Genomic DNA, 23024 nt, shown 5'->3' on the forward strand with positions numbered 1-23024 from the left:
GGTTTAAAAAATAAAAACGAATAAACCTCTCCGGAACCTAAAGTTATCAAGAAGAAATGAACCGCCAGACATAATTTTAGGACTGTTCTAAAAACAAAATACCGCTATCTTTGCGACCATGACAGCTGATGCACACACAAACAGGAACTTTCACTGGGGACACCAACGGAGATACAACGATTTTCCTACCTTTTTCAGGCGCAAATTTAATGGGAGGGTCCAGAAAATCTCAATCGATGCAGGATTTACCTGTCCCAACCGTGATGGAAGCCGGGGAACCGGTGGCTGCACCTACTGCAATAACAAAACCTTCAAACCTACTTACTGTCAACTGGAAAATAGTGTTACCCGTCAGCTGGAAGAAGGCATACAGTTCTTTCGCAAGAAATACGACAGCATCAAATTTCTGGCTTATTTTCAAGCTTATTCCAACACGTATGCCCCGGTGGAAGGCCTCCGGAAATTGTATGATGAAGCCCTGGCCTATCCCGGTGTCACCGGTTTGGTTATTGCCACAAGGCCCGATTGCCTCAACAATGAAGTACTGGATTACTTGCAGGAGCTTTCAGAAAAGTATTATGTGATGGTAGAGCTGGGCATTGAATCGGTGCTGGAGCGTACTTTGAAAGCTATCAATCGTGGCCATGCCTGGGAAGAATCTGTCAGAGCGTTGGAAGAAACATCGCGAAGAGGCATCCACAATTGTGCGCACATGATTCTCGGACTTCCGGGTGAAAGCCGTGAGGAAATACTGGAACAGGCCGATGTCATTTCCCGGTTGCCGGTGGGAAACCTAAAGTTGCATCAGCTGCAGATTCATAAAGGCACAATCATGGCCAAACAGTATGCCGGCACACCGGATATGTTCCATCTGTTTTCAGTGAAAGAATATCGCGAACTGGTGGTCGATTACCTCGAACGGTTGAATCCGCAAATCATTCTTGAGCGTTTTGTCAGTTCGGCACCAGATGATTTGCTCATTGCCCCTCGCTGGGGAATGAAAAATTTCGAGTTTGTTGCCAAAGTAGAAAAGCGCCTGAAAGAAAGAGATACCTGGCAAGGGCGTCTTTTTAAGAAAGGTTAACGCCGCTTTTTTGATGATTAACTTCGTTTGGATTGATCTCTTTTTTCCCCGGAAGGCAGTGGTTGTACATCAAACAACCGTTTCTCCAGGTCGGGCCGGTTGAGTCGCTGTAACTCCTGTTTTAGCGAATTTCGGTATTCCTTTTTATACCAAAAGAAAAACTTCCTTTGTGCCAGTTTCTCATTCTCCGTTCGGGGAACGGATACCTTTTCAAGTGTGTAGGGATGGTATCCCGAATAATAAACCACCGTCGCAACTGTCATAGGCGTTGGTGTAAAATCCTGTACCTGTTCCAGTTTAAAATCCAAGTCCTTGGTTTCAGCCGCCAGTTCAGCCATTGCTTCAAGCGAACTTCCCGGGTGGCTGGAAATGAAGTAAGGAATCAATTGTTGATTTAGTCCCTCTTTCCGGTTCACCGCATGAAAAAAAGCGGTTAACCGACGAAACAGCTCAAACGAAGGCTTCCGCATCACATCCAGTACCTCATCCGATGCGTGTTCGGGCGCTACTTTCAAGCGACCGGAAACATGGTGGCGTATCACTTCACGGAGATACTCCAGGTTGCCTTCATCCTTTTTTGCATCCCCGGTTTCGTGAAAAGCCAAATCGTAACGAATACCGCTACCAATAAACGCTTTCTTTACTCCGGAAAAACCAGCTACTTTTTGGTACAAACCCGTTAACGGACGGTGATCGGTTTCCAGGTTTTTGCAAACCGACGGATAAAGACAGGAAGGCCGCTTGCACTGCCGGCAAAGCTCCAAATCCTTGCCGCCCATGCGATACATGTTAGCCGATGGGCCACCCAAATCGGAAATATTACCTTTAAAGTCGGGCATGTTCACAACCGCTTCCACCTCTTTCATCACCGATTTCTCGGAACGGGAAACCACAAACTTCCCCTGGTGCGCTGAAATGGTGCAAAACGAGCAGCCTCCAAAACATCCGCGATGGATGTTAATGGAATGCCGGATCATTTCGTAGGCGGGAATTACTCCTTTCCCGTTGTAACGAGGATGGGGTAAACGGGTAAACGGCAAATCGTAAACCTGATCGATTTCTTTGGTGGAAAGCGGTGGCCACGGCGGATTGACTACTATTTGCCGTTTCCCAACCTGCTGAACGAGTTTCTTCGCCTGCCACCGGTTCGACTCTTCTTCGATGTACCGAAAATTGGCAGCAAACTTCTTTTTATCCGTCAGACACGCCTCATGCGCATTCAGGTCAAGCCCTTCCCAATCGGATTTGGTGGCATAATTTTCTCCCGACGGAAGAATAAAAGCGGTTTGTGGAATATTGGTCAGCGATTGCACCGGCACGCCACGTTGTACCAGCCGGGCAAATTCTGAAATGGATTTTTCGGCCATGCCATAAAAAAGCAAATCGGCACCACTCTCTTCCAGAATTCCCGGTTTAAGTTTATCCGACCAGTAATCGTAATGGGTCAGGCGGCGCAGTGAAGCCTCGATCCCTCCTAATATTACCGGGACATCCGGATAGAGCTTTTTGAGAATATTGGTATAAACCACCGAAGCATAATCGGGACGGGCGCATGCCCTGCCTCCCGGCGTATACGCATCGTTGGAACGGCGACGGCGATTGGCGGTGTAATGGTTCACCATCGAATCCATATTTCCGGCGGTAACGCCAAAAAACATACGAGGTTCGCCCAGCTTTTTGAAGTCCCGTAAATCGTCGGTCCAGTTAGGTTGCGGCACAATGGCCACCCGTAATCCGGCCGCTTCCAGGATACGCCCGATAACCGCCGCCCCAAATGACGGATGGTCTACATACGCATCACCTGTGAACAGGATAACATCCGGTGCATCCCATCCCAATGCCTTCATCTCTTTAACCGATGTAGGCAACCATCCGGACATTCCCGCTTTATTCAAATACTGACTCAAATTGCAGCTTTTGCGGCAAAGTTACACTTTTCAGCATGCACATCTTCAAATGCCTTCATTTTTACATTTTAGGTACAGAATGGTTACATCTTTACAGAAGATATCGTACAGGTTCCATTTTTTTTATCTTTACCCCAACCTAGCACATGTTAAATTAGCCATGGGAATCGTTAACTCTAAAGACCTGGTCAAGGCCAGTCCATTCATCCAATATCTTGGAGGCGAATATTTTGCCAAATTTTTAATGCACCTCCTTCGTTTCAATGAGTTAAATACACTCTACGACGAGATTGGAAATAAATCAGGTATTGAATTCGTCGATGCCCTAATCGATTATCTCGACATCCGTCTTGAATTTAATCCACAGGATCTGGAACGCATTCCGGCAACCGGCGGATTAATTACGGTCTCGAACCATCCGTTTGGAGGTATCGATGGCATTTTGCTCATCAAACTATTGTCGATGGTCCGCCACGACCAGAAGGTACTGGCCAATTTTTTATTGAAGAAGGTAGAGCCCATCAGTGAGTTTTTTTTCGCTGTCAACCCGTTTGAGAATATGCCCGAAGCAGGCTCCAGTTTGAGCGGAATGAAAGCTGCAATAGACCACATTCGTGAAGGTGGTGTACTTAGTATTTTCCCGGCCGGGGAAGTGTCGACCAGTTACAATTCAGCCAATTTTATTGCCGACCGCGAATGGTTGTTTCCGGCCATAAAATTTATCAGGAAAGCAGATGTGCCGGTAGTTCCTGTCTTTTTCCACGGAACCAACAGCCGGATGTTTCATTGGCTGGGACGCATTCATCCAACACTGCGAACAGCCAGGCTGGCATCCGAACTCCTCAACAAAAAAGGAAAAACCATTAAAGTACGTATAGGCAATCCTATTCCTGTAAAAGAGCAACATTTGTTCACCGATATTCATCAATACGGCCGTTATCTTCGATCGAAGACCTACTGTCTCGATACCGGCCTGGAGGTCAAACGCTTTTTCAATTATTCACTGAAAAGAAAAAGAAAACCGGAAGAAATCATTGCACCGGCACCCAGGGAGGCAATTCTGGAAGAGGTCCGCAACCTGAATCCGGATTTCCTGCTCTTCGATATTAAAAACTATTCGATCTTTTGTGCGCCATCGGAGCTGATGCCCAACATCGTGCATGAAATTGGAAGGCTGCGCGAAATTACCTTCCGGGAAGTGGGTGAAGGCACCAACCGGGCGACCGACCTCGATGAATTTGACCTGTATTACAACCAGATGTTTATCTGGGACCGGGACGAAGAGAAGATTGTCGGTGCCTATCGCATCGGAAAGGGGGCTGATATCCTCCGGCAATTTGGCGTCCAGGGCTTTTATTCCCAAAGCCTTTTCCGAATGAAAAAAGGTTTTAAAGATACGCTTAACCAGTCGCTGGAACTGGGCCGGTCGTTTATTGTAGAAGAGTACCAGCGTAAACCATTGCCACTGTTCCTGCTCTGGAAAGGAATCCTTTATTTTCTCCTGCGTAACCCCGAATACAGGTATTTGCTTGGTCCGGTAAGCATCAGCAACACCTATTCGGAGAAATCGAAGGAATTGATTATTCGTTACATCATGGCAAACTTTTTCGATTACAAAAGGGCCAAACATATTCGCCCACGAAACCGGCACAAAGTAACGACCCCGGATGAAAACCTGAATGTAGCGCTGGAGAATATGACAGATGATATCCGTTCGCTGGACAAGTTCATCGGCGACATCGACGAATACAACAAAGGATTGCCGGTACTGCTGAAAAAATACCTCGGGCTGAATGCCAAAATTATCGGCTTCAATGTCGACCCTAAATTCAATAACTGCCTCGATGGGCTGCTTATTCTCGACCTGTTCGATGTACCTCACCAAACCATCGTCTCTTTGTCGAAGGAGGCCAATGACATGAGCATTCTGGAACGGTTTTATTCCAATACCGAAACCGATAAAGCCAAAGAGTAAGCAAGGAAGCTAAAACGGTCGTCCGGGTAGGAGAAAACGTTTTCCTGCGGGACAATCGAAATACCTGTCCCGTTGATGCTTTCCCGTTTCCTGTCCGGCAGGGGCAGCAAAATCCCTGGCACTCTCCTGTTAGCGGTTTTCTTTCGCGAATTTTCTTCCGGAACGTAAGGCTTCCAGGTTCAGATTCACGATATCCTCCCCTTTCCGCGTGAAGATTTTGCGAATTCCTTCTTCGATGAGTTCGATTGGAATATCGATAAAGGGTGAAGCGGCACCCAGCATCACCATGTTCGATGCGCGGGAATTACCAACTTCTTTGGCTACTTTATCGGCATCGATAGCGATGTGATGCCGTTGTTTTTTCACTTCGCCCAGCACCTTGTCCAATTCCGGATAATCCGGGATATTCACAAAAGGCGTGGTGTTGGTCACCACATACCCTTTTTTCGACAGGAAAGGCAGATAACGAAGCGATTCCATAGGCTCGACCGAAAGGATAATATCGGCTTCTCCAGCCGGAATTAAATCCGAATAAATGGGATTGTCCGACAATCGCAGGTACGATTGAACAGCTCCACCGCGCTGGCTCATACCGTGCGTTTCGGCCTGTTTGAGGTATAAATTGTTTTCAACGGCAGCCATGCCAAGTACAGCGGCAATCGATAAAATGCCCTGTCCGCCAACGCCTGCCAATACAATATCACATTTCATATGCTTTAAAATTTTGGGGTTTGACTAAGCGTTTTGCTCACGCTTCATCTTTTCAGCGCGGATGCGACGAGCTGCTTTTTGTATACATTCTCTCCTGGGAATAATCACTGACACACCTTCATAATTCACTTCTTTTTCGAGCAATTCTACCAACTTATCGTGATTTTTGCGATGCGCTTCAATGGTGTGCAGATGATCCGGATCAACGCCCAGGCCAAGACATATGGATTCAATTTTGCCCAAAGCTGCAGAATCTTGTCCGCCGGTCATCGAAACCGATTCATTGTCACAAATCAGTACCGTAATCGGAGTTTTCTCATTCACAGCGTCCAGCAAACCGGTCATTCCAGAGTGAGTAAACGTGGAATCGCCAATCACAGCAACCGATGGGAACAAACCGGCATCAGCCGCACCTTTCGCCATGGTGATCGATGCCCCCATATCGACACAGGAGTTGATAGATGAGTAGGGTGGCAAGGCACCCAGCGTGTAACAGCCGATATCGGAGAACACGTGTCCGTCGCCAAATGGCTCCATCACCAAATTCAATGCTTTGTAGGTATCATGATGGCTGCAGCCTTTGCACAGCGCCGGTGGACGGTTGGCCAGCATATCCGGCGCTTTTCCGCCTTCTTTAACAGGAATGCCCAATGCTTTCGCGACATGGTCGGGATTTAATTCCCCCATACGCGGTAATGTTCCGTCAAGGCGGCCCAGAATGCGACGGCCACGACAGAAGAATCCGCTCAACATCTCTTCCACCAGCGGGTAACCTTCTTCCAGCACCAGAATTTCATCCACCTGCTCCTCCATCTTTTTCAGCATATCTTCCGGCAATGGATACTGGCTCAGTTTTACGTGCGGATACGGACATTCGTCCGGGTAGTTTTCCTTCAGGTAATTATAGGTAATGCCGCAGCAAATAATGCCGAGGCTTTTGTCCTCGCCATCAAAAAATTGGTTAAATGGCGCTTTCTCCGCGCATTCGCGGAAGGATCCCTGCTTTTCCAGCAAGCCGGCATACCGTACACGGGCAATGGCTGGAAGCAACACAAATTGTCTTGGGTCTTTCGGTAATGAACCTCTATTTTCCGGCATCGGTTCTACTGTTTCAACGCCGGCACGCGAATGTGCCAAACGAGTAGTAATACGCAGCAAAACCGGTACGCCCAGCTTTTCGGATAATTCAAAGCCGGTACGGGCCATTTCATAAGCCTCTTGTTGATCGGATGGTTCCAAAATGGGAAGCATGGAAAATTTTCCGTAAAAGCGGGAATCCTGTTCGTTCTGGGACGAGTGCATCGAGGGGTCGTCGGCAACGGTGACAATCAATCCGCCGTTTACACCGGTAATGGCTGAATTAACAAATGCATCAGCGGCCACGTTCAGTCCAACATGTTTCATGCAGACCATCGTACGCTTGCCGGCATACGACATGCCCAGCGCTGCTTCCATAGCCGTCTTCTCGTTGGCAGACCATTCACGGTGAATGTTGCGCTCCTTCGCCACCTTGTTTTCCTGAACATATTCGGTTATTTCGGTAGAAGGAGTCCCGGGATAGGCATAGACGCCCGACATTCCCCCGTCGATCGCGCCCTGTCCGATGGCCTCCGCCCCGAGCAGTAATTTTTTAGTCATAGCGTATATATCGATTTGTGTTGTTGAATCTTGTCCATTAGATTCTTAAAACAACGGAAAAAACGAACCAATAAAAATGACCGAATGCAGGATTCAATGTCCTGCATTCGCTATGACCTAATATAAAATGGTTCTAAACCAGATGACTAAATCGATGTGCAATCTGTAGTTATTCCCCAATGATCGTCACCACAATCTTTCGCGAACCTCCATGGTTACGGAATTCACATAGATAAATTCCCTGCCAGGTCCCCAGGTTCAAACGGCCATTTGTTACAGGGATGGTCAGGCTTGCGCCGAGAAGGGACGACTTCAGGTGGGCCGGCATATCATCCGGACCTTCCAGTACGTGTGTAAAAACCGGATCATTCCCCGGAACCAGTTTGTTCATGAACGATTCAAAATCATCCCGCACCGATGGATCGGCATTTTCATTCAGCGAAAGCGCCGCCGAGGTATGTTTGATGAGCAAATGGACCACTCCTACTTTGGGCAACTCCGGAAGCTGTCGCTGAATTTCACTCGTGATTAAATGGTAACCCCGCCTGTATGGTGAAAGGGTAATTTCGAATTGCTTCATCATAACGATTCATCTTTTTCGATTCATGAATGGCTATATAGTACCAAAATCCCGGACCATGTACCTGGCATATTTTGTTGCTGAAGTTGTGAGCAGATCATTCAAAGATAAAGCATTGACAGCGGAACGGCTATCCGGCAAAGGAACCAACGAATTGTCTGTCGAACAACTCCAACCCGGCACCACAAAAAATAACACGGCCAATATCCTGCCAACGATCAAAGAACTCTTCTACTGTTTTTGTTTCATTTTCCCCTTTAAAATTCCAACCCCAACTTGCGAACGGCATAGTTGAAGGCATAATCATCTATCTCATCTACACTCCGGCGATATATTTTCAATCGCTCTTTCTCCTCTCCCGTCGCCAGTTTCGGATCGTCAAAAATGGCTTCCTCTACGGTGGCAGTCGGGTATTTACTCATGGCTTCACTGGTCGCCAAGGGGGTAAGCGTGATAATTTGGTCAAAAGGTATCTCGTCCAACTTTCCCAGTATTTTACTTTTGGCTTCCCGGATGTCCACCACTGCTTCAATCATTGCCTTCACGGCAAACGGATCAATAGCACACGATGTTAATCCGGCGCTTTGAACCACCACGTTATTTCGCGTATAATAACGAAGCCATCCTTCCAGCATTTGTGAACGGGCAGCATTTTCCGTGGTCAATATCAAAACTTTCGCCATAAAAATTATTCCTTCACAAAATCCTTAAACGCATTATACGTCCCGCCGGATTGCTGATATTCCTGGTAATCTGACTGCTGTTTCTTCCATTCAGCGGCCATTTGGATCAGCACACCATCGGCATGTTCGAAAAACATCATGTATGCCTCACAAAACCGTGGTTTCCGATGATCGCGCGGATCCTTAATCCGATCCTTGGTGCAACCACCGTAGCACTTAGTGAACCACTTACATTGTTTGCATTTCAACGGAACAGCGCTCTTCGCCCGTCCAAAAGCCTGTTGTTTTTTGGAATTCAACATATTAACAATTTTGTCATGCCGGATATTTCCCAAACGGTGTTTCGGATCGACAAAAAAGTCACACGAATAAACGTTGCCATTGTGCTCAATCACCGTGTAAACGCCGCATTCGCGCATAAAAGAACACTCGGGGGCTTCCATTCCCACATACGTGTGAAAAACCGTTTCGAAATGACGAATGGACGTGGTGGGTCGTCCATTTTCAAAATCGGCCAGCCACAAATCGAAAAGTTCGACCAGGAACTTCCCATATTTCCCGGCAGTTACCGAAAAGGATGCGGCCTGGGTGGGATCATCCTTGTCCGGTTCCACAATGGGAATGAACTGCATATAAGTTAAACCAAGACGCTTATAATAATTGTAAAGTTCCTCCGCATAATCAGCCGAATAATCGGTCACACAACACATCGCATTTACCGCCACGCCTTCTTCCAACAGCATTTTCGCCACATTCTCTACCTTTACCCAGGTAGGCTGTTCACTTTTATCCTTACGGAAACGGTCGTGAATATGTTGCGGGCCATCCAGCGACAAACCGATCAGCCAGTCGTATTCCTTGAAGAACTTGGCCCACTCACGGTTAAGCAGGGTACCGTTGGTCTGGAAACCGTTACCAACAACTTTTCCATAACCGTATTTCTTCTCCAGCTCGATCGCCCGCTTGTAAAAATCCAGTCCCATCAGGGCCGGTTCGCCGCCTTGCCAGGCAATGGAAACATTCGGTCCCGACTGCTGCATCACCTGACGGATCATCTCTTCCTGAATTTCCAGCGACATCCGGTGTACTTTCGTATCCGGAAACAGTTCATCCTTCTCCAGGTAAAAACAGTAACTGCAATCGAGATTACAGTCAGGACCGGCAGGTTTTACCAGTACCGAATTCAATGGCTTGTAACGTACACTCATGAAAAAAATCTATATTCTACAATTCTTTCCTAGTCTCACAAATGTGTGATATTTGCAAACATAGTCAAAAATATGGGCGGGTAAAAATCATTCCTTTAGTTTAAATTGGCTCAGTTTAGACGATTTTAACCATCTTTATGGTAACCAAATTTACGTTGAAGCGCCCGATCCTTATGAGAAAAATTCTCGCCGCTTTTTCTATACTCATCAACTTGCTGGCTTTTTCTTTAACAGGAAAAAGTCAGACGTTGACGGCTCTTGTCAAAGGACAGGTGACCGACGAAAAAGGAGCGCCGCTCGAATTGGTCAACATTTCCCTCAAAGGTTTGGCCGTTGGCACCAGTTCCGACGAAAATGGCCGGTTCATTCTGCAGGTCCCGGCACGAAAGGAAGAAACGCTTTCTATTTCCCGGGTTGGTTATCAACCGATGGAGATCAAGATTTTGCCCGCTCCGGGCGAAGAAAAAACGATTACACCGGTGTTAAAGCTGCTCCCTGGAAAAATCGACGAAGTGACTGTTTCGGAAGCCCGCCGGCAGAAAAACGGGATGAGCACGCTGGATCCGAAATTAACTACTCATATACCGGAAGTTTCGGGAGGCGGTGTGGAGGCACTGCTGAAAACCATGCCGGGCGTTTATTCCAACAACGAACTCAGTTCCCGCTACTCGGTTCGCGGTGGAAATTTCGATGAAAACCTGGTGTACATCAACGGAATTGAAGTTTACCGTCCTTTCCTGGTCCGTTCGGGGCAGCAGGAAGGTTTGAGCATTATCAATCCGGACATGGTTTCGTCCATTGAGTTTTCGTCAGGAGGTTTCGATGCATCTTATGGCGATAAAATGTCCTCGGTGCTGGATATTCATTACCGGAAACCGGAACAAACTGCCGCTTCCGCAGAAGTGAGTTTATTGGGGGCTTCAGCTCATTTCGAAGGGACAGCGTTAAAAAACCGGTTCACACATACGACTGGAATCCGTTACAAAACCAACCGGTATTTGTTGGGAACCTTAGATCAAAAAGGTGATTACTCTCCTAATTTTCTCGATTTTCAAACGTATCTCACTTATCGGTTTTCACCGAAATTGACTTTAGGCTTTCTGGGAAATATTGCTTCCAACGTTTATCAATTTATTCCGACGGCAAGGGAAACACAATATGGAACCTGGAGCCAGGTGTACCAACTGAAAATTTACTTCGACGGACAGGAAAAGGATCGCTACGAAACCAAACTGGGTGCACTGAACCTGGATTATCATCCCATCGACAAACTTCATTTGAAGTTGACAGCTTCGGCTTTTCATTCGGTGGAGGCAGAACGATATGACATCCAGGGGCAATACTTATTAAATGAAGTAGACAATTCTCCCGGCTCGGATACTTACGCCGACAGCACCATAAACATGGGTATTGGCTCTTATCTCGACCATGCCCGCAACAATCTGGATGCCCGGGTAATGAGCATCCAGCACCGTGGAGAACTGCGGGAAGGCAATCATAAAATTGATTGGGGGCTGCAATTCCGTCATGAAACGTTTGATGAAAAAATTAACGAATGGCAAATGCGAGACTCCGCCGGTTATTCGCTTCCACGAAATGATCAGGCAGTGGAACTTTATCAATCGGTGAATGCCAAAACCAACATCAGCAGCAATCGGTTTTCGGGACTTGTTCAGGATACCTGGAGCATTCCACTGGCCGATGGCAATCTGAACCTAAATGGTGGAATCCGGGCACAATACTGGGATTTCAATGAACAAACCATCGTAAGTCCACGCATTTCGGCCACCTGGTACCCAAACTGGCAAAAAAATTATGTCTTCCGGCTGGCTTGGGGAAAATATCAGCAAATGCCCTTCTTCAAGGAACTACAGGCCATCGATGGACAAATCAACCGGAAGGTGAAGGCACAAGATGCAACACACTATGTGGCCGGCGTCGACCACCTGTTTCGTTTGTGGGAACGTCCGTTCAAACTCTCCTCCGAAATTTATTACAAGTCGCTTCAGAACCTTATTCCCTACCAGATTGACAACATTCGTATCCGTTACTTTTCGGGAGAAGTGGCGAAAGGTTACGCTTATGGCCTCGACATGAAACTGAATGGCGAATTTGTGAGCGGCATTCAGTCGTGGGCAAGTCTTTCGCTGCTGAAAACAGAAGAAGACATTATCGGCGACCAGTACACGATTACCGATGCGAACGGAAATACGCAAATTGTTTACCCGGGTTATATTCCGCGTCCAACGGATCAGCGAGTCAATTTCAGTCTCTTTTTCCAGGATTATTTCCCGGGATATCCATCCATTAAGATGAACCTGACACTGCATTACGGTTCGAAATTGCCTTTCGGTCCGCCCAACAACGAACGGTGGATGGACACTTTTCGAATGCCTCCATACCGCCGCGTGGACATCGGCTTCACCAAAACATTGTTTTCCGGTAAAAACCGTGACATAAAAACACGATTGGGTATGAAAACTGCTTCCGTTTCACTGGAGGTTTTCAACCTGATGGACATCAACAACACCATTTCTTATTTCTGGGTAACCGATGTGTATAACCAAATGCATGCGGTGCCCAATTACCTGACCGGAAGAAGAATCAACCTGAAACTTTTGGCCAGCTTTTAACGACCTTGGCGGATTTCCGATTTTCAGTTAATTTCGGAGCCGGGAATGATAAAAAACTTAATTCAACGCTAAAGCAAATGACCTTTTTATATCCAACATATCTCCGGGCGCTGTTCCTGGTTCTCATTCCCATCATCATCCATATTTTCAAATTCCGGCGTTACACCACGGTCTATTTCAGCAATGTCAGGGCGCTGAGCCAGCTGAAAAGGGAAAAGAAACAACAAAAACACCTAAAAGAGTTACTGATATTGGCCAGCCGGATTCTGGCCATTACTTTCCTGGTCACAGCTTTCGCCCACCCTTTTATCCCGCCGAAGAATGCCTCAACCAAAGCGAATTTGAATAAGGCAGGGATTTACATCGACAATTCCTTTAGTATGCTGGCAGGCTCCGAGGGAAACAACCTGCTGGAACAGGCCAAACAGGAAGCGTTGAATTTAGCCAACTCTTATCCGGCTGACACAAAATTTGCGTTGGTGACAAATGATTTATCGCTGCAAAATCAGCGTTTGCTCGACCGGAGTATGCTGATTAACCGAATCAGTGCACTGGAAGCCACTCCAGCCCGGCCATCACTATCGCAAATCATACGGGTGCTTTCCCGACGACTGAAAAGCGAAAATAATGCTGGCCCTACTTCGGTTTACCTGTTTAGCGACTTTCAAAAAAACATCGCGGATATCCGGCAATTAAAAGCAGATACCTCGATGAACCTGAATATTGGATTACTGAAGGCGCAGCAATCCAATAATTTGCTGGTTGATTCGGCCTGGTTTGCCGTACCCGGAAGAATTAAAGGAACGGCCGAAACGCTTTATGCCCGGGTGAAGAATAATGGCGATCAGGAGCTGAATGATGTTCCGGTGCGTTATTTCGAAAATGACTCATTACGATCAGTTACCAGTTTTGATTTGAAACCGGAACAGGAAAAGACCGTTACACTGAACTTTACAGCCCGAAGCGCAGGAATCAAAAATGCCCGGGTTGAATTGACCGATTTCCCGGTAACGTACGACAATACGCTATATTTGGGTTTCCGCGTAACCGGACAGATTAACACATTGGTGATTCATGGCAACGATGACGGTGAAAAATATCTTTCTGCCCTGCTACAAACCGATAGTTTGGTGCATTACCAAGAGGTAAATTGGCAGCAAGTCCGGACCGGTGATCTCAGTAGTCAGCAAATCATTTTCCTGACGCAATTACCTGAACTATCTTCGGGATTGACAGCCAGTTTGTCCGAATTTATCCGGCAGGACGGAACGGTTGTTTTCTTCCCGTCCAGAAACGGTGATTTAGAGTCGTATAACAGCTTTATCGCAAAAATGCAGGGAAACCCGTATTCCGGAACGATCGACACGACTGCCATGCACATCGGGAAGCTTGATGTTACCAACCCGCTTTTCCAGGATGTTTTTAGCGGTCCCAACCCGGATGGTGATTTGCCTGAAATAAAATCTCATTTTCCGAGTCAAACAGTTAATCCCACAGCACTTCCAATTCTCTCGCTACCAAACGGGAATCTGTTGCTCAGCGAAAGCCAACCGGGAAAAGGGAAATGTTTCCTGTTCACGTTACCTCCTTCCGGTGAAAACCGCGAATTTTTTACCCATGCGCTTTTTGTGCCACTGATTTATAAAATGGTACTAACCAGTGTACACGGTTCGGCCTTGTATTACACCATCGGACGCGACAAAGTACTCGATCTCCCCTTTCCGGGAAATGGTAATGCACAGGGCCAAATGCACCTGAAAGGAGTTGGTAATTCGTTTGATTGGCTGCCCTCTGTACAACCCCTTCCGGGAAACCGTTTTCAAATGAAAACGGGTGCGGTTACGAAAGCCGGAAATTATAAATTAACCTCCGGAAACGGAGCCCTGCCGTTGGCTTTCAACTACAACCGTAAAGAATCGGAGCCGGTTTGCTATGATGCCAGCCAGCTTACGGAACAACTCCACGATGCCGGATTGAATCAGGTGCAACTATTTAAAGCATCAGATGCAAAAATTTCTTACCAATTCAACGTCATCCACAGCGGACGACAACTTTGGCGGTTATTCCTGGTGTTCGCCATCATGGCCCTTCTGGCGGAAGTTTTAATTATCCGTTTTTGGAAATAATCCGGTTTCAATTTAGTAATCGCTGCTCCACATTCACTTCCGTTTTAACGCCGAAATAAAAACCGGGCTATTGCAAAACATTTTGATAATGCCAATTAAATCCGTTAGCTTCAACTCCCGCGGATAAATTTCCACACAGTATAAAATAAGCATTACGTATGAATATGACGACAAAAGATTACATTGCCCGTGAAGATCAATACGGAGCACATAATTACCACCCGCTGCCTGTTGTGCTGGAACGCGGTGAAGGAATTTTTGTATGGGATGTAGAAGGGAAAAAATACTATGATTTTCTGGCTGCTTATTCAGCTGTGAACCAAGGCCACTCCCACCCAAAAATTGTGAAGGCATTAACTGAACAGGCTTCCAAGCTGGCGCTGACCTCTCGTGCTTTTTACAACAATGTACTGGGTGAGTGGGAAGAGTACATCACCAAGTTGTTTGGTTACGACAAAATGCTGCCCATGAACTCGGGTGCCGAAGCAGACGAAACCGCGCTGAAGCTGATTCGTAAATGGGCATACAAGAAGAAAGGCATTCCGCAAAATGAAGCCCGCATCATTTGCTGTGATGGTAACTTTCACGGCCGGACCATTACCATCATTTCCATGTCGACCGACCCGGATGCTTACGGTGATTACGGTCCTTTTACTCCTGGTTTCGTAAAAGTTCCTTACAACAATCTGGAAGCACTGGAAGCCGAGCTGAAGAACCCGAATACCGCTGGTTTCCTGGTTGAACCTATTCAGGCAGAAGCTGGTGTTTACGTTCCGGAAGATGGCTACCTGACAAAAGCCAAAGCATTGTGTGAAAAACACAATGTTCTTTTCGTTGCCGATGAGGTACAGACCGGATTGGGCCGTACCGGTAAGATGCTGGCTTGCGACCACGAAGGTGTTCGTCCGGATATTCTGGTACTCGGAAAAGCCATTTCCGGCGGCATGATACCGGTTTCCTGCGTGCTGGCCGATGACGAAATCATGTTGGCCATTAAACCGGGAGAACACGGTTCTACTTACGGTGGAAACCCGATTGCCGCCAAAGTTGCTATTGCCGCGCTGGAGGTGTTGCAAGAAGAAAAACTGATAGAAAATTCGGAGAAAATTGGGGCTTATTTCCGCAAAGAAATGAAAGCCATCGACTCACCGTTGATCCAGGAAGTACGGGGTAAGGGTTTGTTGAATGCGATTCAGATTAAACCCACCAACGGCAAAACGGCCTGGGATGTTTGTTTAGCGATGAAAGAACATGGCCTGATTGCCAAACCCACACACGAGCACACCATCCGTTTTACGCCACCGCTCACCATCACCGAGGAGCAAATGGCTGAAGCCATCTCTTTGATTAAAAAATCATTCGCTGAATTCGAATAAATACAAACCGTCAGGCACAAAAAAGGCCTTTCCGATGAGGAGGGGCCTTTTTAATTTTATTTCCTTGGCTTATTGACTAATTCCGGTTGCCCGGAAACGTAATAACATTGTTCTGTTGATTCGTACTGTCGGGCTGCATCACCTCCGGTTGACCGGAAAGCAGCAATGGCAAATCGCCCACTTTTCCTACCGCTTTTACCTGGTAGCCGCGGGTATATTTCATGATGTAAAGGGTATGGTTCATAAAACCGCCAAAATCGGAAACCTTCTGGAAATTATAATCTCCCTGCAGTAAATGCACATTCAAATAAGGAAGGCACTGGGCAAATTTGGTCCCAAATTTCCGGATGGCATTCACAAAATAATTGGTGATATCGTATCCCTGGAAACTGAACTGATTGGGTTCATCGTAAAAGTCATTCCGATACCGCTGGATAAACCGCACCACGCTTTTATCGCGGTAGTCGATGTAATAGGGCGCCAGATAATGCAGTTTCAGGTTGTGCAGATAATCGGTCTCAATACTCCGGTAGCGCGAAAATTCCGATAAACCGACCAACGTAATGCTATACTTTTTGGCAGCCGTATTCAAATTGGTCACCGCTACATTCACATCAGCTTCGCTGGTCATAGGCACAATCACCACATTCTCTTTATTGGGATCAAGAAGATGAATCAACCCGTAGTATCCGCCTTCGCGGAAATCGAATTCATGGAAAAGTACCGACGGAGTTTGATCGTAATATCCCGTGGAGAAGAATTTGTTCCGCACCCAATCCACCATCTGCGATTCATCAAGGTGAGCATTGTTGCCCATCTTCATCACGATGAAGTTCTTGTTAAAAAAATCGTCTCCCAGATAATCGGCCGTAGCTTTCAGTCGGTACATTTTGTCCGGATTAATCTGAAAATAGTACGGGTTGCTGGCCAACCAACCACCATTTGCCGAAAGCGGAGAAACCATGGGTATCCGGTTTTTGGCTGAAAGTTGAGAAACCAGTTTTTGGCATTTCGGATAAACCGGACCGATTATCAGGTTCAGCGACAAGAACTCAGGACGTTGTACCAATTGCCGAATAACACTGGTATCCTGATTGGTATCGTAAACATACAGTTCGGTCTTGATTCCCTGCTGTTTCAAGGTATCAAGCGCCAATAGAACTCCTTCGTAAAAATCGAGGAAATTAACCGATGGCTGATAGATGATTTTGTTCTCCCGCACCTTCACCGAATCAACAACCGGATCATCAATACCAGCTGCTTTCTGTTCTGCAATCTGCTTCTGAATTTCATCCGGTGTCATCCGGATATAATTTACTGTGTCATTAGCCTCCAGGTACAATGGAAGGAACAAGCCAATCTTAATTGGTTCATCTCCAATCCATCCCATCCCCATGCATTCAGCTTTAGGAGCTGCCGGATTCGGTTTTACTTCGTATGCCGGTGTTTGAACAGTAATATTGGTATTGATTTCATCCGTAAGATTCTCTTTTAGCTCTTCCGGCACGCCGGGTTTGGGAATAAGCAACTGTTCGCCCGCAACCGGACCGCGCAATTTCAGTACGGGGTTCAATTCTTTCAGCTGACTGATTTTCACATTGTACTGATGTGAAAGTCCGTAAAGCGTCTCTCCTTTTGTTACGGTGTGGTACTGAAACAGATTTTTGTTGATGGGAACAATTTTCGTTGATGCCACCTGTTTCTCCGGAATGCGAACCACGAGGCCGGCATTCAGTCCGTCGTACAATTGCGGATTCAATTTCACTAACTCATCTTGCGAAATACCAAACCGCTGTTTCAAACTGAAATAGGTGTCACCCGTTTCCACACGATAAGTAAAATATTGCCCCAATGCCGTTGGAACCAGCTGTGTTGGTTCTGTTGAAGCCATTTTGGGAATTCTCAGGATACTTCCTGTTTCGAGTGATTGGGCAGCCCCGGGGTTGGCATTTACAATCTCACTAATCTTCCGGTTGTATTGCTTCGAAATGGAATAGAGCGTTTCTCCTTTTTCCACTTTGTGGTAAATATAATTGGCATTTGCCTGCGCCGGCTGGGTTGTCCCTGTTGATACTTGTTTATGACGCGGAACGCGCAAAACTTCACCGACCAGCAACTCCTTTTTTGCTTCCGGATTATACTGGTAAATGGTTTGAACATCGACTCCGTACTGGCGGGAAATTGAGTAGGCCGTTTCCTGCGGTTTTACCGGATGAAAAAAGAAATCAGCCGAAGGTGGCAAAACATGTTGTTTGTCACGTGTCTTGTGCCGGCGGCGTCTTTTTTCTTTTCGCGATTCACTTTTTTGCATCCTGTCGACAGGTATGCGCAGAATCTCTCCAATCGAAAGCCCATCTTTTACAGAAGGATTCTCATCAACAATTTCGGTTTGCGAAACGCCATACGACTGAGAGATGGAATACAAGGTTTGCCCCTTTTCAACTGTATGCAACAGATACTTTTTCCCACCGATAACGACGGTCTCGGATGAAACTTTCACCTGAGCCATTGCCTGGATAACAGTCAGTGCAAACAAAAAAGTGAAAACAATAGTAAAACGGCTTATTCTGGTCTTCATTTTCAATATCTACAGAAATGTCAAATAGTTGGTCGAAAGGTAAGAAATTTTACAAACTTTCCTGAATGCACACTTTGGGCCCTATGACAGATAAACAAAAAAGCCGGCTTTCATTTGTCATTAAAAGCCGGTTAATATGAAGTATTAAATTTTGTTTAATCGTGTTCGCCGAAATTGCGCATGAACTGCACGCGCATATAGACAGCCGGGTCAACATCATTTTTAATGCTCAATTTACCTTTGAAATCGGCAATCGAGGAATAGTTGTGCTTTTCCATCCAGTCAGAAAGTCCCTGATTAAAGTCCTTGATAACGCCAACGCCATTGATATATAATGCTGAAACGACCTGAACAGCAGAAGCACCTGCCAGCAACATCCGGACCACCGTTTTCCAATCATGTACTCCGGTCGATGCAGCCAAATCGCAATTCACGCGTTTTGCCATGATGCCAATCCACCTGAGCGGTAAGGTATAATCCGAATCAGTTGAAAATACATCAGTACCGATCAGCTTTTCGTTTTCCACATCGATATCCGGGCTATAGAACTTATTGAAAAGGACCAGTCCGCTAATTTCCGCATAGGACAAATCACGTATCATACCTCCCAGATTCGAAAAGTATGAACTGATTTTCAGCGAAATCGGAATTTTAATATTGGAAGCAACCCGGGTGGCTACATCAAAATAGATGCTTTCGTTCTCGCGACTGTTTTGCGACAAGTCGGAAGGACGGATAAACATGTTCAGTTCGATGGCATCGGCACCCGCTTCTTCAAGCTTTTGGGCAAAGAATGACCACTCCTGGTTCGAAACGCAGTTGATGCTGGCAATCACCGGGATGGTTAATTCCTTTTTTGCGTCAGAAACCAGTTGAATATAACGCTTCAGATTTCCCTGACGGATTTCGTAATCGTAATAATCCAGAAACTCGAGGTTGTTATCCATTGGCCCCAGCTTCTTCATCTCTTCGGCATATTCGAGATAAATTTCTTCCTCGAAAACCGACTTGAGTACAACGGCCCCGGCCCCGGCTTTTTCAATTTTCCGAAGACTTTCGACGGAATTGGTCAATCCGCTACTTCCGGCGATGATAGGGCTTTTTAGTTCCAGTCCTAGATATGAAACAGAAAGATCTGGCATGATTCGATTTACTTTAGATATTAATTCACAGCATATTTTCCCTGCAGAAAATGGTCCATCTTTTCAGCAGCCCGACGACCATCTCCCATGGCTAAAATGACGGTTGCACCACCGCGAACGATATCACCACCCGCAAACATTTCCGGGATGGAAGACTGCATATCGTTCTCGTCGACGACGATAGTTCCCCATTTTGTTACACTCAATTCTTTCAAACTCGAAGGTACTAAAGGATTTGGCGAAACACCAACAGCTACAATCACCAAATCAACGTCCATCTCAAATTCCGAACCTTCCATAGGAACCGGACGGCGACGGCCCGAAGCATCAGGTTCTCCCAACTCCATCCGCATCAACTTCATTCCGCTGACACGTCCTTTTTCGTCGCCATAATATTCCAGCGGATTGCAGAGGTTATGAAATTCCACTCCCTCTTCCTTTGCATGCTTGATCTCTTCGATACGGGCCGGCATTTCCTCTTCCGAACGCCGGTAAACAATCATGGCTTTTTCGGCGCCAAGCCGCAAAGCGGTTCTAACAGAATCCATCGCGGTATTACCGCCACCAATCACCGCCACACGCCTACCATGCAAAACAGGAGTATCGGTTTCGTCGTACTGAGCCCCCATCAAATTCACACGCGTCAGGTACTCATTCGACGAGAGAATTCCGTTATAGTTCTCACCAGGAATATTCATAAACCGGGGCAAACCGGCACCGCTACCGATGAAAAAAGCCTGAAATCCCTGCTCTTTCAAATCATCGAAAGAGGCCGTTCGCCCCACAATGAAATTGGTTTTGAAATGAACGCCCATTTTTTGCAGGTTTTCCAACTCCTTATCGACAATACTATTCGGTAACCGGAATTCGGGAATACCATATTTCAATACGCCGCCAATTTCATGCAACGCTTCGAAAACAGTTACATCGTACCCCTTCTTAATCATATCGCCGGCAAATGAAAGCGCTGCAGGGCCCGAACCAACGGTTGCCACTTTAATTCCATTGGGTTCGGCTGTTTCCGGAACACTCATCTCTCCATTCTCACGCTCATAATCCGCGGCAAAACGTTCCAAATGACCTATTGCCACAGCAGGCTTATTCAGCTTTTGCACATAGAAGCACTGTGCTTCACATTGTTTCTCCTGCGGACAAACGCGCCCACAAACGGCCGGTAAGGCACTGGTTTCTTTCAACACAGACGCTGCCTGTTGAATCTCACCACGCTCAATATTTTTAATGAATTTGGGAATGTTGATACTCACCGGGCAACCTTCGATGCAGGTTGGATTGGCACAGTCCATACAACGAATTGCTTCCTGCATGGCCATATCGCGAGTCAATCCACGATTGACCTCCCGGTCCTGGTAGTTTACCCTGATTTCTGGTTCCAGCTCGGGCATGGATACCCGGTTAATCAGCATCCGGTCCTTATTCTTCGTTTTTTTTCTCAGTTCGGTGCGCCATGCCGCGTCGCGTTCCTGTTTCAGATAGAATGAATTTAATCCCATTACTTTTCGACCAATTTGTGCTGTAAATGATAACGTTCCAACGCTTCTTTCTCTTCTTCGCGGTAACCGCCGAGCCGCATCAACATTTCGTCAAAATCAATGTGATGTGCATCAAACTCAGGACCGTCGACACAGGTAAACCGTGTTTTTCCTCCGACCGATACCCGACAGGCGCCGCACATTCCGGTTCCATCCACCATGATGGAATTGAGACTGGCCTGCGTAGGCACTTTATATTTCCCGGTGAGTAAAGCGGCAAACTTCATCATGATAGCAGGGCCGATAACAATGCACTCATCTACTTTTTCACGCTGTAATATCTCTTCCATACCGGCTGTCACCAAACCTTTCCGACCATGCGACCCATCGTCCGTCATCACGATCAGTTCATCGGACCACTGACGCATCTGATCCTCGAGAATGATTAAATCCCTACTGCGTGCAGCCAACACCGTAATGACACGGTTTCCGGCTTTCTTAAACGCCTCGACAATGGGTAACAAAGGAGCTACACCAACGCCACCGCCAGCCGCAAGAATTGTTCCTACTTTTTCGATGTGAGTGGGCTTTCCCAACGGTCCAACTAAATCAGTAATATAATCGCCCGGTTCCAGCTCAGCCAATTTCGAGGTACTTACCCCAACCACCTGTGCGACCAGGTCGATAGTTCCTTTTTCGGCATCAGCCGAAGCAATGGTTAACGGAATCCGCTCTCCTTTTTTTCCAACACGGAGAATAACGAAATTTCCTGCTTTCCTGGCGCGGGCAATCAAAGGGGCCTCAACAACCAATCTGACAACCTTTTCCGAGAAAAACTCCTTTTCTACAACTTTATTCATCTAACAGGAAATAATTTCTTATTAATTCACATAATTTTTTCAAAAATAGGAATTTCGTGAAATTAAAGGTCAATATGCAAAGTATTCTTCATGTGCTACACAACCTATACCTCAAATTATTAATGAATCAGCACGTTCAAAAAGGCTTCATTTATTTTCAGTTTGATTCCAATGTTTTTCGAATGAAATATTTATTTTTAAAGTTTTCGTTATCGCAAAGTGATGTTTGCAAATATTAATATTAAGGATTGATAACTTGACAGTTTCATACAGGGCACAATAATGACAAACGAAGATCGGGAAAGACTACGGAAGACCATGATGGACAAAGTGGCCGGACTCAAAGAAGAACTAATTGAGTTAAAAGAGCTGACACAACCGGAAGCCCCGGATTGTGCTATTGGCCGGGTAAGCCGGATGGATGCCATCAATAACCGTAGTGTGAACGAAGCAGCTATACGGAAAAAGCAGTTAAAATTATCGAAACTGGAACAGGCACTCGAAAAGATCGGTTCTGCCGATTTTGGAAAATGTTCCCGTTGCGGTGAAGAAATTCCATGGGGCCGTATTGCCATTATACCCGAATCGACATTGTGTATCCGGTGTGCTTCACGTTAAATCTATTGAGATAATGGGAAAAAATAAGAGAAAGAATGACCGGGAGGGAATCGTATATTCAACCGACAACCAGTTCGATTACGAATACGACGGGCAGGAAGAAGCAGAAACATTGCCACCATCACGGCAGAATCTAAAAATCATGCTCGACCGAAAACAACGCAAAGGCAAAGAGGTGACACTCATCACCGGATTTGTCGGCACAGATTCCAATCTGAAAGCGTTGGGGAAACAACTGAAAAGCAAATGCGGAGTTGGAGGCTCGGTGAAAAACGGTGAAATATTGCTTCAGGGCGACTTCCGCGACAAAGCCATGCAACTTTTAACCAACGAAGGCTACAAAGTGAAGAAAGCCGGCGGTTAATCATTGAATATACAACTATTTCGAACTAATCAGCATTAATATGGGGGATTG

17 protein-coding genes are annotated in these 23024 nt (G+C 46.3%); 7 read left to right on the forward strand and 10 right to left on the reverse strand.

The features are described from left to right. Positions 1–118: 118 nt before the first annotated feature. On the forward strand, positions 119–1084 hold the full coding sequence (locus tag GJU82_RS08810; protein WP_153631813.1) for a TIGR01212 family radical SAM protein: 966 nt from the start codon (positions 119–121) through the stop codon (positions 1082–1084). A 17-nt stretch (positions 1085–1101) separates the two neighbouring features. Here GJU82_RS08810 and GJU82_RS08815 read toward each other — a convergent pair whose 3' ends face one another. After that, positions 1102–2991, reverse strand: coding sequence for a YgiQ family radical SAM protein (locus GJU82_RS08815; RefSeq protein ID WP_228488635.1), 1890 nt, complete (start codon positions 2989–2991; stop codon positions 1102–1104). Between the two features lie 160 nt (positions 2992–3151). On the opposite strand from GJU82_RS08815, the gene GJU82_RS08820 reads away from it, so the two are divergent. Further along, on the forward strand, positions 3152–4966 hold the full coding sequence (locus GJU82_RS08820; protein WP_153631814.1) for a lysophospholipid acyltransferase family protein: 1815 nt from the start codon (positions 3152–3154) through the stop codon (positions 4964–4966). Positions 4967–5095: 129 nt separating this feature from the next. Here the strand turns inward: GJU82_RS08820 and GJU82_RS08825 are convergent, their stop codons facing one another. The 5 genes from GJU82_RS08825 to GJU82_RS08845 form a co-directional block, all read right to left on the reverse strand. Further along, on the reverse strand, positions 5096–5677 hold the full coding sequence (locus GJU82_RS08825) for an indolepyruvate oxidoreductase subunit beta (RefSeq protein WP_153631815.1): 582 nt from the start codon (positions 5675–5677) through the stop codon (positions 5096–5098). A gap of 24 nt (positions 5678–5701) precedes the next feature. Continuing rightward, the gene (locus GJU82_RS08830) at positions 5702–7315 is read right to left on the reverse strand and encodes a thiamine pyrophosphate-dependent enzyme (protein ID WP_153631816.1); all 1614 of its coding nucleotides are present in this window, start codon (positions 7313–7315) and stop codon (positions 5702–5704) included. Positions 7316–7484: 169 nt separating this feature from the next. Next, entirely contained in the window at positions 7485–7898 is a 414-nt protein-coding gene (locus tag GJU82_RS08835; RefSeq protein ID WP_153631817.1) for a secondary thiamine-phosphate synthase enzyme YjbQ, read from the reverse strand. Positions 7899–8152: 254 nt separating this feature from the next. Further along, the gene (locus tag GJU82_RS08840) at positions 8153–8578 is read right to left on the reverse strand and encodes an arsenate reductase ArsC (RefSeq protein ID WP_153631818.1); all 426 of its coding nucleotides are present in this window, start codon (positions 8576–8578) and stop codon (positions 8153–8155) included. A gap of 5 nt (positions 8579–8583) precedes the next feature. Continuing rightward, positions 8584–9786 carry an anaerobic sulfatase maturase gene (locus GJU82_RS08845; RefSeq protein ID WP_153631819.1) on the reverse strand — a complete coding sequence of 401 codons (1203 nt, stop codon included), beginning with the start codon at positions 9784–9786 and terminating at the stop codon, positions 8584–8586. A gap of 173 nt (positions 9787–9959) precedes the next feature. Between GJU82_RS08845 and GJU82_RS08850 the strand changes: the two genes are divergently transcribed. The 3 genes from GJU82_RS08850 (at position 9960) to rocD (ending at position 15921) form a co-directional block, all read left to right on the forward strand. Continuing rightward, positions 9960–12419: a TonB-dependent receptor gene (locus tag GJU82_RS08850; RefSeq protein WP_194831012.1), complete on the forward strand. Its 2460-nt coding sequence runs from the start codon at positions 9960–9962 to the stop codon at positions 12417–12419. A gap of 77 nt (positions 12420–12496) precedes the next feature. Continuing rightward, positions 12497–14545 (forward strand): BatA and WFA domain-containing protein, encoded by a 2049-nt coding sequence (locus tag GJU82_RS08855; protein ID WP_153631821.1) that lies wholly within the window; start codon positions 12497–12499, stop codon positions 14543–14545. A 158-nt stretch (positions 14546–14703) separates the two neighbouring features. Continuing rightward, positions 14704–15921: an ornithine--oxo-acid transaminase gene (gene rocD / locus GJU82_RS08860; RefSeq protein WP_305071364.1), complete on the forward strand. Its 1218-nt coding sequence runs from the start codon at positions 14704–14706 to the stop codon at positions 15919–15921. A gap of 76 nt (positions 15922–15997) precedes the next feature. On the opposite strand, the gene GJU82_RS08865 is transcribed toward rocD, so the two are convergent. From GJU82_RS08865 to GJU82_RS08880, 4 genes are all read right to left on the reverse strand, one after another. Then, positions 15998–18499 carry a LysM peptidoglycan-binding domain-containing protein gene (locus GJU82_RS08865; protein WP_153631822.1) on the reverse strand — a complete coding sequence of 834 codons (2502 nt, stop codon included), beginning with the start codon at positions 18497–18499 and terminating at the stop codon, positions 15998–16000. Between the two features lie 155 nt (positions 18500–18654). Beyond that, positions 18655–19641 (reverse strand): dihydroorotate dehydrogenase-like protein, encoded by a 987-nt coding sequence (locus tag GJU82_RS08870; RefSeq protein ID WP_153631823.1) that lies wholly within the window; start codon positions 19639–19641, stop codon positions 18655–18657. 20 nt (positions 19642–19661) lie between these two features. Next, positions 19662–21152 carry an NADPH-dependent glutamate synthase gene (gltA, locus tag GJU82_RS08875; RefSeq protein ID WP_153631824.1) on the reverse strand — a complete coding sequence of 497 codons (1491 nt, stop codon included), beginning with the start codon at positions 21150–21152 and terminating at the stop codon, positions 19662–19664. Beyond that, on the reverse strand, positions 21152–21991 hold the full coding sequence (locus GJU82_RS08880) for a sulfide/dihydroorotate dehydrogenase-like FAD/NAD-binding protein (protein ID WP_153631825.1): 840 nt from the start codon (positions 21989–21991) through the stop codon (positions 21152–21154). The genes gltA and GJU82_RS08880 overlap by 1 nt, the downstream gene beginning before the upstream one ends. A 282-nt stretch (positions 21992–22273) precedes the next feature. Here GJU82_RS08880 and GJU82_RS08885 point away from each other — a divergent pair, with 282 nt between their 5' ends. Beyond that, on the forward strand, positions 22274–22609 hold the full coding sequence (locus GJU82_RS08885; RefSeq protein ID WP_228488636.1) for a TraR/DksA C4-type zinc finger protein: 336 nt from the start codon (positions 22274–22276) through the stop codon (positions 22607–22609). Positions 22610–22622: 13 nt separating this feature from the next. Next, positions 22623–22973: a translation initiation factor gene (locus tag GJU82_RS08890; RefSeq protein ID WP_153631826.1), complete on the forward strand. Its 351-nt coding sequence runs from the start codon at positions 22623–22625 to the stop codon at positions 22971–22973. Positions 22974–23024 lie beyond the last annotated feature (51 nt).

The sequence above is a fragment of the Prolixibacter sp. SD074 genome, from assembly GCF_009617895.1.
Lineage (GTDB): Bacteria > Bacteroidota > Bacteroidia > Bacteroidales > Prolixibacteraceae > Prolixibacter.

What these genes read in the sequence shown, in the direction of transcription:
- GJU82_RS08810 (WP_153631813.1), top strand. Translation starts at nt 119, where the DNA reads ATGACAGCTGATGCACACACAAACAGGAACTTTCACTGGGGACACCAA.
- GJU82_RS08820 (WP_153631814.1), top strand. Translation starts at nt 3,152, where the DNA reads ATGGGAATCGTTAACTCTAAAGACCTGGTCAAGGCCAGTCCATTCATC.
- GJU82_RS08825 (WP_153631815.1), bottom strand. Translation starts at nt 5,677, where the DNA reads ATGAAATGTGATATTGTATTGGCAGGCGTTGGCGGACAGGGCATTTTA.
- GJU82_RS08830 (WP_153631816.1), bottom strand. Translation starts at nt 7,315, where the DNA reads ATGACTAAAAAATTACTGCTCGGGGCGGAGGCCATCGGACAGGGCGCG.
- GJU82_RS08835 (WP_153631817.1), bottom strand. Translation starts at nt 7,898, where the DNA reads ATGATGAAGCAATTCGAAATTACCCTTTCACCATACAGGCGGGGTTAC.
- GJU82_RS08840 (WP_153631818.1), bottom strand. Translation starts at nt 8,578, where the DNA reads ATGGCGAAAGTTTTGATATTGACCACGGAAAATGCTGCCCGTTCACAA.
- GJU82_RS08845 (WP_153631819.1), bottom strand. Translation starts at nt 9,786, where the DNA reads ATGAGTGTACGTTACAAGCCATTGAATTCGGTACTGGTAAAACCTGCC.
- GJU82_RS08850 (WP_194831012.1), top strand. Translation starts at nt 9,960, where the DNA reads ATGAGAAAAATTCTCGCCGCTTTTTCTATACTCATCAACTTGCTGGCT.
- GJU82_RS08855 (WP_153631821.1), top strand. Translation starts at nt 12,497, where the DNA reads ATGACCTTTTTATATCCAACATATCTCCGGGCGCTGTTCCTGGTTCTC.
- rocD (WP_305071364.1), top strand. Translation starts at nt 14,704, where the DNA reads ATGAATATGACGACAAAAGATTACATTGCCCGTGAAGATCAATACGGA.
- GJU82_RS08865 (WP_153631822.1), bottom strand. Translation starts at nt 18,499, where the DNA reads ATGAAGACCAGAATAAGCCGTTTTACTATTGTTTTCACTTTTTTGTTT.
- GJU82_RS08870 (WP_153631823.1), bottom strand. Translation starts at nt 19,641, where the DNA reads ATGCCAGATCTTTCTGTTTCATATCTAGGACTGGAACTAAAAAGCCCT.
- gltA (WP_153631824.1), bottom strand. Translation starts at nt 21,152, where the DNA reads ATGGGATTAAATTCATTCTATCTGAAACAGGAACGCGACGCGGCATGG.
- GJU82_RS08880 (WP_153631825.1), bottom strand. Translation starts at nt 21,991, where the DNA reads ATGAATAAAGTTGTAGAAAAGGAGTTTTTCTCGGAAAAGGTTGTCAGA.
- GJU82_RS08885 (WP_228488636.1), top strand. Translation starts at nt 22,274, where the DNA reads ATGACAAACGAAGATCGGGAAAGACTACGGAAGACCATGATGGACAAA.
- GJU82_RS08890 (WP_153631826.1), top strand. Translation starts at nt 22,623, where the DNA reads ATGGGAAAAAATAAGAGAAAGAATGACCGGGAGGGAATCGTATATTCA.